This window comes from Terrihabitans aquatilis (genome assembly GCF_052542005.1).
The window spans coordinates 835,036-850,034 of the sequence record NZ_JBOCUO010000001.1; the positions used below are offsets into that span (position 1 = coordinate 835,036).

Annotated in this window: 14 protein-coding genes; 5 read left to right on the top strand and 9 right to left on the bottom strand. The window is 63.0% G+C overall.

Annotated elements, in window-relative coordinates; genetic code table 11:
- Window positions 1–76: 76 nt before the first annotated feature.
- Window positions 77–895, bottom strand: coding sequence for a TrmH family RNA methyltransferase (locus ACQ6S1_RS04200; protein ID WP_445039889.1), 819 nt, complete (start codon window positions 893–895; stop codon window positions 77–79).
- A 51-nt stretch (window positions 896–946) separates the two neighbouring features.
- Here ACQ6S1_RS04200 and ACQ6S1_RS04205 point away from each other — a divergent pair, with 51 nt between their 5' ends.
- On the top strand, window positions 947–1,939 hold the full coding sequence (locus ACQ6S1_RS04205) for a L,D-transpeptidase family protein (protein WP_445039890.1): 993 nt from the start codon (window positions 947–949) through the stop codon (window positions 1,937–1,939).
- Between the two features lie 211 nt (window positions 1,940–2,150).
- Window positions 2,151–3,599 carry an acetamidase/formamidase family protein gene (locus ACQ6S1_RS04210; RefSeq protein ID WP_445039891.1) on the top strand — a complete coding sequence of 483 codons (1,449 nt, stop codon included), beginning with the start codon at window positions 2,151–2,153 and terminating at the stop codon, window positions 3,597–3,599.
- 222 nt (window positions 3,600–3,821) lie between these two features.
- Here the strand turns inward: ACQ6S1_RS04210 and rpoD are convergent, their stop codons facing one another.
- Together rpoD and dnaG are read right to left on the bottom strand one after the other, a co-directional pair.
- On the bottom strand, window positions 3,822–5,807 hold the full coding sequence (gene rpoD / locus ACQ6S1_RS04215; RefSeq protein WP_445039892.1) for an RNA polymerase sigma factor RpoD: 1,986 nt from the start codon (window positions 5,805–5,807) through the stop codon (window positions 3,822–3,824).
- Between the two features lie 167 nt (window positions 5,808–5,974).
- The gene (gene dnaG / locus ACQ6S1_RS04220) at window positions 5,975–7,888 is read right to left on the bottom strand and encodes a DNA primase (protein ID WP_445039893.1); all 1,914 of its coding nucleotides are present in this window, start codon (window positions 7,886–7,888) and stop codon (window positions 5,975–5,977) included.
- Window positions 7,889–7,963: 75 nt separating this feature from the next.
- Between dnaG and ACQ6S1_RS04225 the strand changes: the two genes are divergently transcribed.
- The gene (locus tag ACQ6S1_RS04225; RefSeq protein ID WP_445039894.1) at window positions 7,964–8,434 is read left to right on the top strand and encodes an acetyltransferase; all 471 of its coding nucleotides are present in this window, start codon (window positions 7,964–7,966) and stop codon (window positions 8,432–8,434) included.
- 11 nt (window positions 8,435–8,445) lie between these two features.
- On the opposite strand, the gene ACQ6S1_RS04230 is transcribed toward ACQ6S1_RS04225, so the two are convergent.
- From ACQ6S1_RS04230 to ACQ6S1_RS04255, 6 genes are all read right to left on the bottom strand, one after another.
- Complete coding sequence (locus tag ACQ6S1_RS04230) at window positions 8,446–8,811, bottom strand: GNAT family N-acetyltransferase (RefSeq protein ID WP_445039895.1); 366 nt, start codon at window positions 8,809–8,811, stop codon at window positions 8,446–8,448.
- Between the two features lie 163 nt (window positions 8,812–8,974).
- Window positions 8,975–9,667: an ABC transporter permease gene (locus ACQ6S1_RS04235; RefSeq protein WP_445039896.1), complete on the bottom strand. Its 693-nt coding sequence runs from the start codon at window positions 9,665–9,667 to the stop codon at window positions 8,975–8,977.
- A complete protein-coding gene (locus ACQ6S1_RS04240) occupies window positions 9,664–10,353 on the bottom strand; it encodes an ABC transporter permease (RefSeq protein ID WP_445039897.1) in 690 nt (229 codons plus the stop codon). The genes ACQ6S1_RS04235 and ACQ6S1_RS04240 overlap by 4 nt, the downstream gene beginning before the upstream one ends.
- A 42-nt stretch (window positions 10,354–10,395) precedes the next feature.
- Window positions 10,396–11,154 (bottom strand): ABC transporter substrate-binding protein, encoded by a 759-nt coding sequence (locus ACQ6S1_RS04245; protein ID WP_445039898.1) that lies wholly within the window; start codon window positions 11,152–11,154, stop codon window positions 10,396–10,398.
- Window positions 11,151–11,987 (bottom strand): ABC transporter ATP-binding protein, encoded by an 837-nt coding sequence (locus ACQ6S1_RS04250; RefSeq protein WP_445040260.1) that lies wholly within the window; start codon window positions 11,985–11,987, stop codon window positions 11,151–11,153. Before ACQ6S1_RS04250 ends, ACQ6S1_RS04245 begins: the two co-directional genes overlap by 4 nt.
- A 141-nt stretch (window positions 11,988–12,128) precedes the next feature.
- On the bottom strand, window positions 12,129–12,335 hold the full coding sequence (locus ACQ6S1_RS04255) for a cold-shock protein (protein ID WP_445039899.1): 207 nt from the start codon (window positions 12,333–12,335) through the stop codon (window positions 12,129–12,131).
- A 341-nt stretch (window positions 12,336–12,676) separates the two neighbouring features.
- On the opposite strand from ACQ6S1_RS04255, the gene ACQ6S1_RS04260 reads away from it, so the two are divergent.
- Both ACQ6S1_RS04260 and ACQ6S1_RS04265 read left to right on the top strand, forming a co-directional pair.
- Complete coding sequence (locus tag ACQ6S1_RS04260) at window positions 12,677–13,699, top strand: serine hydrolase domain-containing protein (protein ID WP_445039900.1); 1,023 nt, start codon at window positions 12,677–12,679, stop codon at window positions 13,697–13,699.
- Window positions 13,700–13,740: 41 nt separating this feature from the next.
- Entirely contained in the window at window positions 13,741–14,970 is a 1,230-nt protein-coding gene (locus ACQ6S1_RS04265; RefSeq protein WP_445039901.1) for a lytic murein transglycosylase, read from the top strand.
- Window positions 14,971–14,999: the final 29 nt, after the last annotated feature.

Here is a 14,999-nt window from a genome sequence, read left to right on the forward strand (position 1 = left end):
ATTTTCATCTGACTTCTGAATGCAAATGAAAGCAAGATGCGCATGAAATGGATTCAGGGTAATGAAATGCGGAATGTCAGGAGAGGTTGTCCGCCAGCCGATGAAGCACGATGCCGCTTGAGGTCGCGACGTTGAGCGAATCGAAGCCCGGCGCCATGGCAATGCGCACGCCCTCCACGCGCGTCAGTATATCGGCCGGCAGCCCCGGCCCTTCCGCACCCACGATAACCGCAGCGCGGGGCGGTCGTTGCAGTTCGCTCACGTCGACCGGGCCCGACGGTGTCAGCGCGATTGGGCTGAAGCCATGCCGCTCCAGCAGATCGAGCGCATCCACCCCCGCCCCCAAGCGCACGAACGGCACCTCCAAGGCGGCCCCGACGGAAACGCGAATGGACTTTCGGTAGAGCGGATCGCAACTCGTCGCGTCCAACAGCACGGCATCCACGCCGAAAGCCGCAGCATTGCGAAACAAACCGCCGACATTGTCGTGATTGGCGATGCCGACCAGCACGAGCACCAAAGCCCGCTCAGGCAATTGCGCCAGCATCCCGTCCGCGTCGGGCTCCTGCGTCCGTTCGCCCAGCGCCAGGATGCCGCGATGCATGTGAAATCCGGCAATAGCGTCCATCACCGCCTGCCCTGCGGTATAAATCGGCACATCCGCCGGCACCTGCGCCAACAGGGGGCGCAATGCCTCGACCCTCTTCTCAGCGATCAGCACCGACACCGCACGATGCCGCTTCGAGCGAAGCAGGCCCCGCAACACAACCTCGCCTTCCGCAATGAACTGGCCCGCGCGTCCAACAAGATCGCGCTCCTTCACATCGCGGAAAGGCGCAACGCGCACATCCTGCGGGTCCTCAATCGGGAAAATACGAGCCGCAACGTCCGTCATGGGCGCAACCGAACAGCGATTTCGCGTGTTGTCCCCGCACATTGGAGACGGATGATGAAGCAGAGCGGCATTCTGGTATGTGTCCTCATGGCCCTAAGCGCGCCGGCGATCGCTGCCGAGAAGCTGACGCCCGACACGGTCAACGCGGCCGATTTCTCGGAGAAAGCCGAGACCGGCAACCGCGCCGCTCTGTTGAAAGCGCAGATCCAGCTGGATCGCCAGCGTTATTCGCCGGGCGCCATCGACGGCGTCTTCGGCGATGCCACGGAGATCGCGCTCAAGGCGTTCCAATCGGCACAAGGCTTGAAGGAAACGGGCAAGCTCGACCGAGCGACCTGGGAAAAGCTTGGCGAGGGCGCGGAGGGAGATGTCCTTACCCGCTACACGATCACCGCAGACGATGTGAAAGGGCCCTTCGTCGAGAAGATCCCGGACGGCATCGCCGATATGGCCGCGCTGGAAAGCCTCGCCTACACCGGACCGCGCGAAGCCTTGGCCGAGCGCTTCCACATGGATGAAGACGCGTTGAAGGCCCTCAATCCCGACGCCGATTTCACCAAGGAAGGCACCGAAATCGTGGTGCCCGCGCTTGATGACAAACGCGCCGCCGACATCAAGCCCGACGCCGTAGACCGCATCCTCATCGACAAATCCGACCGCACCCTGAAGGTCCTCGACAAGGACGGGACGGTGCTGGCGCTCTATCCCGCGTCGATCGGCAGCAAGGAGAACCCGGCACCCACAGGCGATCTCAAGATCACCGGCACCGCGGAAAAGCCCACCTGGACCTATAATCCCGATCTGAAGCTCGAAGGCCACAAGGACCGGCCCGACAAGCCGATGGTCGTCCCGGCTGGCCCCAACAATCCTGTCGGCGTGATGTGGATCGATCTCGACAAGGAGCATTTCGGCATCCATGGCTCGCCCGAGCCAGAGAAGGTCGGCAAGGCCATGTCGAGCGGCTGCGTTCGCCTCACCAATTGGGACGTCACGGAGCTCGCCCATCTGGTGAAGAACGGCATGACTGTGACGTTCGAGGACTGAGCGATGCCTGAGCAGGATTTCACAACAGCGCGCTCAAAAACACGGCGGCGCGCTCCCAGGAAGGACAGGACAATCGTAAGCAGCTGATAAAAATACACTATTCTAGTTTACTCCCCTCAACCTAATGCCCCTAATCGAGGCTGGTTGAGAGAAAGGCACTGTGCTGAACTCTACCGATCGGCCCTTCGGCCACGCGTTGGAGAGAGCGAGAATGTGCGCTGGCGATGACACCACTTGTCCCGAATTCGAGCGCCATCGGGCGAAAATGATGGACACGCTCGGCGTCGAGCGCCGCAGCTTTCTGAAGAGCGCCTTCGCAGCCGCCGGTGGCGCGGCAGCGCTCGGCGCGGGAGCCTCCACCTTAGTCACGCCGGCTTTGGCGCAGGCCAGTGCCAATCGTGCACCCGGTCAGCCAGGCTATCACTACCTGCCGGCGAACGACACCACAGTGCATTGGGGCTATTTCTCAAAAACGCTCAAGCCACAAGTGGAGATCGATTCCGGCGATATCGTAACGATCGAGACCCTGACCCATCATGCCAACGATGATGCCGCACTGATGGTGACAGGTGATCCGGGAGCGGAAAGCGTTTTTCACTGGACCAAGGAGCAGAAGAAGGTCGCCCGCCGGGGTGCAGGAGATATCAACGATACGAAACTCGGAGGTGGCGGCGGCCTTGGCGTTCACATCTGCACGGGCCCCGTCTATGTGCGCGGCGCTGAGCCCGGCGACGTTCTCGAGGTTCGGATCGTGGACACGAAGTTCCGTCCATCGATGAATCCCGAGCACAAGGGGAAGACCTTCGGCAGCAATGCTGCCGCGTGGTGGGGGTTCCACTACAATGATCTCATCACCGAGCCAAAGAAGCGCGAGGTCATCACGATCTACGAAGTGGACGCCACAGGCGCCCGCAATTGGGCGCGCGCCGTCTACAATTACAAATGGGAAGCCCAGACCGATCCGTCCGGTGTGGTCCATCCCACGATCGACTATCCCGGCGTGCCCGTGGACCATTCAAAGATCACGAAAAACACCGATGTCTTGAAAGGCGTGCGCGTGCCCATCCGCCCCCATTTCGGGGTCATAGGTCTCGCACCCAAGGAAGCGGATTTCGTCAATTCCATCCCGCCGAGCTACACGGGTGGCAATATTGACAACTGGCGCATCGGCAAAGGCGCTACCATGTACTACCCCGTCGCAGTGGACGGAGCCCTCCTTTCCGTCGGCGATCCCCACGCTTCGCAGGGCGATTCCGAGCTGTGTGGCACCGCCATCGAATGCTCGCTGACCGGTACATTCCAGCTCATACTGCACAAAAAAGCGGATATCGCCGGCACGCCTCTTGAGGGGCTTGATTACCCGATGCTGGAAACGCAGGACGAATGGCTCGTTCACGGCTTCAGCTATGCCAATTTCTTGGCCGATCTCGGCGCGAATGCCCAGAATGACATCTTTGGCAAAAGCTCGATCGACCTCGCCATGAAGGATGCATTTCGCAAAATGCGCGCCTTCCTGATGACAACGAAAGGCCTGACCGAAGACGAGGCAATCTCACTGATGTCCATCGGCGTCGACTTCGGAATTACGCAAGTGGTCGACGGCAATTGGGGCGTTCACGCCGTTATAAGGAAAGAGATCTTCGCGGATCGTCCAGCGTAAGCAATTGGCAAGAGTGCGAGGAACATAAACCTGCACCTCTTGATCCGCTCTCCCAAGACCACGTCCCCCAAGGCGGCATCCAAGGCGGCGAAGAGCCTTTCGGATAACCACAGCGCCGGAAATGCAAAGCCTGCGGCCGGCTCTGCACTCTCTCAGAAGAGAACCAGAAAGAAATAAAAAAGCCCGGCTCGAAGCCGGGCTTTTCGCGTTCTGATCGTCGAATCAATTGTCGAGGAAGCTGCGTAGCTTCCTCGAACGCGACGGATGCTTGAGCTTGCGCAACGCCTTCGCCTCGATCTGACGGATACGCTCGCGCGTCACCGAGAATTGCTGGCCGACTTCTTCCAGCGTGTGATCGGTGTTCATGCCGATGCCGAAACGCATGCGCAGCACGCGCTCCTCACGGGGGGTGAGGGTCGCCAGAACACGCGTGGTCGTCTCGCGCAAATTGGACTGGATGGCCGCATCGATCGGCAGGATCGCGTTCTTGTCCTCGATGAAATCGCCGAGATGCGAATCTTCCTCGTCGCCGATGGGCGTTTCGAGCGAGATCGGCTCCTTGGCGATCTTGAGGACCTTGCGCACCTTCTCCAGAGGCATGGCCAGCTTTTCGGCCAGTTCCTCCGGGGTCGGCTCGCGGCCGATCTCGTGCAGCATCTGGCGCGAGGTGCGAACGATCTTGTTGATCGTCTCGATCATGTGCACCGGAATGCGGATCGTGCGCGCCTGATCGGCGATGGAGCGGGTGATGGCCTGTCGGATCCACCACGTCGCATAGGTCGAGAACTTGTAGCCGCGGCGGTATTCGAACTTATCGACCGCCTTCATGAGGCCGATATTGCCTTCCTGGATGAGGTCCAAGAACTGAAGGCCACGGTTCGTGTATTTCTTGGCGATGGAGATCACGAGGCGCAGGTTGGCCTCCACCATCTCCTTCTTGGCCTGCCGGGCTTCTTTTTCGCCCTTCTGGACCATGTGCACGATCTTGCGGAATTCGCCGATCTCGAGCCCGGTTTCCGCCGCAAGCGTCTGCACCTCACCGCGCAGATCCTTCACCGCGTCCTTGTCGTTCGCGATGAAATCCTTCCAGCCACGGCTTCCGAGCTTGCCGACGCGGCGGATCCAGTTCGGATCAAGCTCCGAGCCCTGATGCTCGCGCAGGAATTCCAGCCGATCGACGCCATAGGAATCGGCCATGCGGAACAGGCGGCCTTCCAACGAGACGAGACGCTTGTTGATGTCATAAAGCTGCTCGACCAGGGCCTCGATGCGGTTCTGGTTGAGCGACAGCGACTTCACGTCGGCGACGATCTGATCTTTCAGCGTCTTGTACTTACGCTCCTGGGCAGGCGTCAGGCGCGCATTCAGCATGCGCTGCTCGACGTTCTGGTCCTGCAGGCGGCGCAGCTTCTTGTAATTGTCGGCGATGCGGTCGAACGTCTCGACGACCTGCGGCTTGAGCTCGGCCTCCATCGCGGCCAGCGAGGGATTGCCCTCCTCGTCCTCGTCGTCGGCGTCGAGCGACGGCGCCTCGGCTTCCGGCAGCGCTTCCTCGGCCTCGCCTGCGGGCGCCGGAATGGCCTTGCCTTCCGGCCCGGCATAGGTCGCTTCGAGGTCGATGATGTCGCGCAGCAGAATCTTAGCTTCCGCCAGTTCGTCGCGCCAGATGATGATGGCCTGGAAGGTCAGCGGGCTTTCGCATAGGCCCGCGATCATGGCCTCGCGGCCGGCCTCGATCCGCTTGGCGATGGCGATTTCGCCCTCGCGCGACAGCAGTTCGACCGAACCCATCTCGCGGAGATACATCCGTACCGGATCGTCGGTCCGGTCCGTCGGCTCCTTCGCCGTCGTGGTGGCCACCGCGCGCGTCGTGGTCTCCGCCACTTCGGTGCCGGTGTCGTCGTCATCGTCGTCGTCGGACGAGCGGCGGTCGGCGGCGCCCTCCTCGCTCTCGGCCTCTTCAGCCTCGATGACGTTAATGCCCATATCGTTGAGCATCGCCATGATGTCTTCGATCTGCTCGGGCGACGTGGAATCCGACGGCAGCACCTCATTCAGTTCGTCGAACGTCACATAGCCGCGCTTTTTCGCGGCCTTGATCATCCGACGGACTGACTGATCGTTCAGGTCGAGAACCGCACCATCCGGAGTTTCCGCCGCTGTGGCTTCGGCATTTTCGTCCTTGGTGGCGACCTTGTTTGCTGCCATGTCTCTTTTCTCTTCACCCGGCTCGACGATCCGGGCCATTCATGGGTCGTTCAGGATCATATAGCGCAAATAGCGCAATCGGCTATCCGTGCGAATCACTTCCGATTACATTGGCGTCTGCGCATTAAACGGCGATTAACCCAGCCCGCACCAACGTTTATGCGCGTTCAAAGACTGCTCGTCGGTCGTCCCGACGCCGCCCCGAATCCCTCAATGCTGGCCTCCGTGCCATCCACGGTCCGCAATTGATGCTGAATGTCAGCAAGGCGGGAAAAATTCTCCTCGGTCAGATCTTGTCCGAAGACAGCCTCGGCGGCGCGGAGTTCCTTATGTAATGCGTGGGCCTTCTGGTGCAAGGCCAGGCTGTGCAGGAAGCCGGTCTCCGCGTCCAGATCGTCAGCATCCGTGCGCGCCCACCAGAGGCCGGGCGTCAGCGCCGCCTCCACACGCGCCAGGATGGCGGCAAGCCCCGCGCGGGCGATCACGCCTTCCAGCATCTCCGCACTCTCCGCCTCGCCATGCGCCGCCGCGTCCACGGCGATCGTACGCAGCCGGTCCAGTTCCGGCGAAGCGAAGTCGAGCGCGCAGAACGTCTCTGCGTGCCGCTCGATCAATTGCGGATGACGGATGAGGGAGATAACGAGCGCCGCCTCCCGCACCAGGATGCGCCCGCCGCCCAGGCTCGCGCTGTTCCGCAGGCTTGGGCTGGCGCGGATGGGTTCCGGCCTGAACGGGCCACGTCCTCCACGCCGGTCACCCCCGCCGCCGGGCATGCGTCCCGGCCGGCGCTGGTAGACCGCCGGCGCCTGGGAGGCCGGTGCGAAGCGCTGGAAGCGCTCCTGCATCGCCTGCCCGTAATGGCGGCGCACGCTTTCATCGGCGATGGTGCGCACGAGGTCGCCCAGCCGCCGCTCCAGCGCCGCCCGCCGTTCGGGCGTGTCCAGCGGCGCGAGGTCGGCCTCGCGTTCCCACAGCACCTCGTCCATCGCCCGCGCCCGCGCGACAACCGCCTCCATCGCGGACGCACCCGCGGCCCGCACCAGATCGTCGGGGTCCTGCCCTTCCGGCAGGAAAGCGAAGCGCAGCGAGCGCCCGGGTTTCAGATGCGGCAGCGCCACATCGATCGCGCGATGCGCGGCCCGCCGCCCGGCCTTGTCGCCGTCGAAGCAAAGAACGGGCTCCGGCGCCGTTCGCCACAACAAGTCGATCTGGTTTTCCGTCAGCGCGGTCCCGAGCGGCGCCACAACATTGCGGATGCCGACCTGAGCGAGCGCGATGGCGTCCATATAGCCTTCCACCACCAGCATCGTGCCGGCATCGTGCGCCACCGCCCGCGCGCGATGATGGTTGAACAGCACACCGCCCTTGTGAAACAGCGGCGTCTCCGGCGAATTCAGATATTTCGCCGGCACGTCGGCCTGCATGGCGCGCCCGCCGAACGCGATCACCCGCCCGCGCGCATCGTGAATCGGAAACATGATGCGGTCGCGAAAACGGTCGAACGGCTCGGCCACATCCTCGCCAGAGATCAGCAGCCCGGCATCCACCATGTCCGCCACCGGCACGTCGAGCCGCGCCAGATGATTGCGCAGCGCCATCCGCTCGGAAGGCGCAAAGCCCAGCCGGAATTCGGCACGGGTGTGCGGCGACAATCCGCGCCGCTCCAGATAGGCGCGGGCATTGGCCCCGCCCGAAGCGGCCAGTTGCGCCTCGAAGAAGGCCGCCGCCATATCCATCACTTCGTGCAGCGTGGCGCGGCGTTTCTGGCGCTCGATCTCCTGCGGCGCGGATTTCGGCAGCTCGAGCCCGGCCTGTTGTGCCAGCCGTTCCACGGCCTCGGGGAAGGTCAACCCTTCCGTTTCCATCACGAAATCGAAGATGGAACCGTGCTTCCCGCTCGAGAAGCAATGATAGAAGCCCTTCTGGTCGTTGACGAAAAAGCTCGGGGTCTTCTCCTTGTTGAAGGGAGACAGGCCGGCCCATTCCCGGCCCTGCTTCTTCAGCTTCACCCGTCGGCCGACCACCTCGGAGACCGGCAGCCGGGCGCGGATCTCGTCCAGGAATTCAGGGGTGAAGCGCATAGCTTGACGTGACATCTCCCGCCTTTATAGCGAACCCTGTCATCAGGGAGCGGACTTATCCCCGCTATCACCATTATGAACATCCGGCGCGCCCGCCGCGACGAACTCGATTTGCTGCTGGACATATGGTTGCGCGCGGTCGAGCGCACCCATGATTTCCTCACGCCGGCCGATATCGAATTCTACAAGCCGCTGGTGCGCACCCGTTACCTGCCCTTCGCCGACCTCTGGGTCGTGGCCGAGAACGGCGTTCCGCTCGGCTTTCTCGGCATCGCCGGCAGCAAGGTGGAAAGCCTGTTCGTCGATCCGGATCATCACCGCCGGGGTATCGGCCGCGCTCTCCTTGCGCACGCTTTCCGGCTCGCCGGGCCGCTGCGCATCGATGTCAACGAGCAGAACCGGCCAGCGCGCAAATTCTATGCCCGAATGGGCTTCGAAGAGATCGGCCGCTCGCCGCTGGATGATCTCGGCAAGCCCTTCCCGCTTCTTCATCTCGCCGCGTCGGCATTGGCGGAAGAACAGCAGGGGCGCTCGGAGGGAGCTTAACCCGACGCCGGCTAAAGTTCCTTTTCCATAAGAACCGCTCGTGAAGTGACGGCTTCGCCCTCATAGGGTCTCACCTCCCCGGTCGGGCGGAAACCTATCTTCGTCCAGAACCCCGCCACCGGATTGGCCTCAACGACCGCAAGCCGCAGAACATTTGCCTTCAGGACATCGCGGGCAAACGTCTCGGCCTCATGAACGAGCGCTCGCCCGGCACCCGATCCCTGAACGCTTTCCCTGACGGCGAGAAGCCCGATGAAAGCCGTTCCTGCCAATGGATAATCGCGGAGCACATCCAATAGACCGACCGGCAAACCATCACGCCGTGCGACGAACGAATGTTTGTGCTGCGGTGAATATCCCGGTGGAAGGGACGTCACGAAATTACACGCGGCGCCCTCCCGTCTGGGTACGCCGTCGACATTGGAGAATAGCCGACGAGGTCGTCGAATATGCGGTTCACCTCATCGAGGTCGGCGGAAGTCACGGGGACAAGCGAGACGGCTGCGTCGGTCGTCATGGTTCTTCGGCAGCTTTCTGCGATCAGGCGGCCCGCTCCAGATGCCTGTTCCAGCGTCGCTCCAGCAGGCGGAACAGCTGCACCAGCACGAACGACATCGCAAGATAGATGGCCCCGGCGGCGAGGAAGATGTCCACCGGCGCATAGGTCTTGGCGATGATGGTGCGCGCCATGCCGGTCAGGTCGAGAAGCGTGATCGTGCTGGCCAGCGCGGAGCCTTTGAGCATCAGTATGACTTCGTTGCCATAGGCCGGCAGGGCGATGCGCACCGCGCGCGGCAGGATGATGCGGCGGAGCATCGTCACTTTGGACATGCCGAGCGCCCGCGCCGCTTCCTCCTCGCCCACCGGCACGGCCTGGATCGCGCCGCGCAGGATCTCAGCAATATAGGCCCCCGTGTGCATTCCCATGGTCAGCACCGCGCACCAATAAGGCTCGCGCAGGAAAGGCCAGAGCACGGAATCCCGCACGAACGCGAATTGCCCGAGGCCGTAATAAACCAGGAACAATTGCACCAGCAGAGGCGTGCCACGGAAGAAGAAGATGTAGGCGTAAGGCCCTGCCGCCACGAAAGGATTGGGCGATGTGCGCAGCAGCGCCAGAGGAAACGCGATGGCAAGGCCGAGCAGGCCCGACAACACCAGCAATTGCAGGCTGAGGCCCGCGCCGCGGATGAGCTGGGGCAGATATTCCCAGATCAGGGCGAAATCGATCACGCGTTCGCCCTCCGCACACCCCGGTTCGCGCGGCGCTCCAGCACCTGAAGGATGCCGGACGTCACCATTGTGATCAGGAGGTAGATCAGGGCCGCCGTCATGTAGAAGGTGAAGGCGTCCTTTGTGTAGCCGGTGGCCACCTGCGCCTTCCGCATCAGCTCCTCGAGGCCGATGACCGAGACGAGCGCGGTGTCCTTCAACAACACCATGAAGAGGTTGCCCAGCCCCGGCAGCGCGATACGCCAGAGCTGCGGAACGACGATGCGGCGAAAGATGCGGCCACGCGGCAAACCGAGCGCAAGCCCGGCCTCCACCTGTCCCGGCGGGATGGTCAGCAAGGCGCCACGAAACACTTCGGTGGCATAGGCGCCAAAGGTCAGGCCCAGCGCGATCGTTCCCGCCACAAACGGATTGAGCTCGACATAACCGCCGCCGAAGGCTTCGGAGATTGTGGTGAGCAGACGCGAGGATCCGAAATACAGCAGCAGCACCACGACGAGTTCCGGCACCCCCCGAAACACGGTCGAATAGAATTCACCGATCCATCGCAGCGGCCTGAAGCCGGATGATTTGGCCACCGCTCCCAGAAGCCCAAGCGCCAGCCCGACCAGGAGCGCTGCGAGCGCCAGCCTGACCGTCATCCATGTGCCGAGCGCCAATTGCGCGCCGAAGCCTTGCAGGTCCATGGGGCGGGACGAAAAGGCCGCCTTTCGGGCGGCCCTCCTGGATCAGAGAATGCTGAAAGGGAAGTACTTGGCGTTTATCTTGGCGTAAGTGCCGTTGTCGATGATGGCCTTCAGCGCGACGTTCAGGCGATCACGCAATGCGGTGTCGGATTTGCGCAGCGCCAGGCCGATGCGGTCATTCTCGAACACCGGCTGGCCCTTGAATTCGAAATCCTTTCCGGCATCGCTCTTCAGCCATTCGTACGAGACGAACATATCGGCCAGCACGGCGTCGGTCCGGCCCGAGCCGAGGTCGAGATACGCATTCTCCTGAGTGTCGTAGAGCTTCACGTTCGCGCCCGAACCGAGGTTTTCGGTCAGCCACTCGGCCGAGATCGTGGCCCGCTGCGCACCGATCGATTTCGATTTCATCGAATCATTCGAAACGTCGAGATCCTGGCCCTTCTTGGCCACATATTGCAGCTTGTTGATGTAATACGGGTCCGTGAAGGCAACCACCCGCTCGCGTTCCGGCGTGATGGACATCGACGCAGCGATGAAATCGAACTTCTTGTTCTGCAGCGCAGGGATGATGCCGTCCCAATCCTGCGTCACCACGGTGCATTCCACCTTCATTTCGGCGCACAGGGCCTTGGCGATGTCGAGGTCGAAACCCGTCACCTCGCCGCTGGAATCCTTCATGTTGAAGGGCGCATAGGCGCCTTCGGTGCCGATACGGAGCTTCTCGGCGGACGCCGGGGACATGCCGGTCAGGGCGATCGCGGCGGCAAGGGCGGCGGAGGCGAAGAACCTTGAGATCATGATGCGGCGTGCTCCCTGATGGGTGTGTGCTGGCTGGCCATGAACAGGCGGCAACGGGCCGAGCTCGGATTGTCGAAGACCTGCTCCGGCGGCCCCTGTTCCTCGATCCGACCGGCGTCGAGGAAAAGCGTGTGCGTCGACACGCTGCGGGCAAAGCGCATTTCATGGGTGACGAGAAGCATGGTGCGCCCCTCATCCGCCAGGGCCCGGATGACGTTCAGCACCTCGCCGACCATTTCCGGATCGAGCGCGGACGTCGGCTCGTCGAACAGGATGATCTTGGGCTCCATCGCCAGGGTGCGAGCAATGGCCGCGCGCTGCTGCTGGCCGCCCGAAAGCATCATCGGGTAGGATTTCGCCTTGTCGGCCATGCCGACCTTGAGCAACAGCTTTTCGGCACGCTCGACAGCATTGCGGCGCTTGAGGCCGAGCACATGCATCGGCGCCTCGATGAGGTTTTCGAGCACATTCAGATGCGGCCACAGATTGAAGCTTTGAAAGACGAAGCCGAGATTTGCCCGTAGCCGTGAAATCTGGCGGGCATCGGCGGCGCACAGCGTTCCATTGCTCTGGCGCTTCAGCCGCATCTCCTCGCCGTGAAGGCGGATCGCCCCTTCATTGGGCAGTTCGAGTAGGTTGAGGCACCGCAACAGCGTGCTCTTGCCCGAACCGGACGTGCCGATGATGGAGATGACATCGCCGGTGCGGGCCTCGATATCGATGCCCTTGAGGACTTCCAGTGCGCCGTACCGTTTCTTGATTCCGCGCGCCTCAAGGGCGGGGACGGATTGAGCTATGGTCGACAGGACAGGATCTCCTCGAAGGCGCGCAATGTGTGGCAACCCGGTTCGTGGTGTCAAACGCCGGTCACGATCCAAATGTTGCAAAGCGCATGCCACGAGCAAAGCCCGAACAGCAAAAAGCCTGGCGCGAGGGCCAGGCTTTCCATTTTCAGTGCTCTACCGAAAAGGGGATTACTCCGCCTTCAGGTTCGCCGCCTTGGTCTTGCCGCGATCGGACACAACCTCGAACGAGACCTTCTGACCCTCGTTGAGGGTGTAGAGGCCCGCCTGCTCCAGCGCCGTCGCATGAACGAAGACGTCCGGTCCGCCGGCTTCCGGCTGAATGAAGCCGTAGCCCTTTTGCGAGTTGTAGAACTTCACGGTACCAGTCTGAGACATATTCACATTCCTTAAAGCGCACCTTTCGGCACGCGCCGCATTCTCGACATTTGGGAAGGCTTGCAGACCACGCCTTCGGGCGCGATGCAGACTGCCAAAAATCGTACTCACCGCCACGTCATGCGTGCCGGCAGCTGGCGAACATCGCAGGCAAACCTGTCGATGGGCGACGTCGCGTTGGAGAGGTTGCACGCGCCAGCCGGGATTAGATGGAGCACCCGCGCCGGAAAGACAAGGTCTCCTTTTCACAAGCCGCGGACGACGACCTCGCGAAATGGTGAGCATCCTGCGCTTGCCAGCCCCGTCCACGTCCCCACTTTGCGCCCATGTCTCGCCTTTTCATGTCCGCTCTCGTACTCGGCCTGCTGTTCGCGCCGTTCGCCCCCCATGCGCAGGAAACGCCGCCGGCCCCCTATGCCGCGCTCGCCGAACGCGGCAAGGCCCTGCCCGGCCTCAACGCACTCATCGTCTCCCATAACGGCCAGCCGGTTGCCGAGCACGTCTTTCGGGGCCCGCCGCTCGATCGCGCCGTCAACATCAAGTCTGCCTCGAAATCGGTGATCTCCGCCCTCGTCGGCATCGCCATCGACCGCGGCGTGCTCGAAGGCCCGGACCAGAAGATCGCGCCGCTCCTGTCCGCCAGCCTGCCGGCCAATCCCGACCCGCGGCTGCACGACATCACCATCGCCGATCTCCTCACCATGCGCGCTGGGCTGGAGCGCACGTCGGGCGCGAATTACGGCGCCTGGATTTCCAGCCGCAATTGGGTGCGCGACGCCCTCGCCCGTCCCTTCGTCGATAAGCCCGGCGGGCGCATGCTCTATTCCACCGGCAGCACGCATCTGCTCTCGGCCATCCTCACCCGCGCTTCGGGCAAGAGCACGCACCAGCTCGCCCGCGAATGGCTCGGCGATCCGCTCGACATCGCCATCCCCGCCTGGGAGCGCGACCCGCAGGGCATCTATCTCGGCGGCAACAACATGGCGCTGTCGCCCCGCGCCCTCGTCCGTTTCGGCGAAATGTACCGCAATGGCGGCCGCGTGGACGGCAAGCAGGTCCTGTCCGAAGCCTGGATCCAGGCCAGCTGGACGCCCGTCACGCAAAGCTTCTTCACCGGCCACGGCTATGGTTACGGCTGGTTCTCGACCGATCTCGCCGGCCACCGCGCGAACTACGCCTGGGGCTATGGCGGCCAGATGCTCTACGTCGTCCCGGATCTCGGCCTCACCATCGCCATGACCTCGAACGCCGGCAGCTACGAGCGCGGCAGCGGCCATGTCGAGGCGCTGCACCGCCTCGTTGCCGACATCATCATCCCCGAAACGAAGCGCCTGAACGTCCCGCCGCAGCCCAGCGGCACCTGAACGGATAGGCGCCGGCAGAGGGCCGGGTTAGAGGTGGTGCCATGAAGCCGATTCTGTCCCTCCTCGCCGCCTTCGTCACGCTGCTGCTCGCCGCTCCCGTCCATGCCCAGGATCGCCCCGCTCTGGAACGCGAATTCCGCGTCTGGCTCGACAGGACGGTCTGGCCCGATGTGCAGAAGCGCAAGATCTCCCGCAGCACCTTCGAAGCCGCCTTCAGCGGCGTCACGCTCGATTGGTCCCTGCCCGATCTGAAGGCACCGGGTGCCCCGCCGCCCAAGGAACAGCGCCAGCCCGAATTCCAGACGCCGGGCCGCTACGTCTCGGAAGACAAATTCCCGCCGCTCGTTTCCGGCGGTCGCGCGGCCCTGAAAACCTGGTCGAAAAGCCTCGACGCCATCGAGGCGCGCTATGGCGTGCCGCGCGAGATCATCGTCGCCATCTGGGGCCGCGAGACCGCCTATGGCGCGGTGAAGCCGAAAACCAACGCCGTGCGTTCGCTGGCCACGCTCGGCTTCATCGGCGCCCGCAAATCCTACTTCTATCCGGAACTGCTGGCCGCCCTCGAAATCCTCGAAGCCGACCATCTGCCCCTGTCGGAGCTCAAAAGCTCATGGGCCGGCGCGATGGGCCAGCCGCAATTCCTGCCGTCGAAATTCCTGCGCTTCGCCGTGGACGGCGATGGCGACGGCAAGCGCGACATCTGGAATTCCACACCGGATACCCTCGCCTCCATCGCCAATTATTTGCGTGGCCATGGCTGGGTGCCGGGCCGCTGGTGGGGCACGGAGATCACGGCCTCCGCCGCCATTTCCTGCACGCTGGAAGGGCCGGACAAGCCGAAACCCGTCGGGGACTGGCTGAAGATGGGCGCGAAGCCGCGCTCCAACGTGCTCTCCGGCGCGCCGAATCTGCCGGGGCACCTGCTTATGCCTGCCGGCCGCCACGGGCCGGCCTTTCTGGTCTCGCAGAATTTCTACGTCCTGAAGAGCTACAACGAATCCGACATGTACGCCCTCTTCATCGGCCATCTGGCGGATCGCTATCGCGGCAGTCCTGCCATCGCCGGAAAATGGGATGCGTTGTCGGGGTTCGACCGCTCGGATGTCCGCACCATGCAGCAGCGCCTCGAAAAACAGGGCCATGATGCGGGCGGCACGGACGGCCTGGTGGGCTTCCGCACCCGTGTGGCCATCGGTCTCTGGCAGAGCCGCAACGGTCAGGACGCGACGTGCTTCCCGGATGCCGACCTCGTGCAACGTGCTGGCCGATAAGGGAACATTTCCGCCGCTCCGTGATTTCC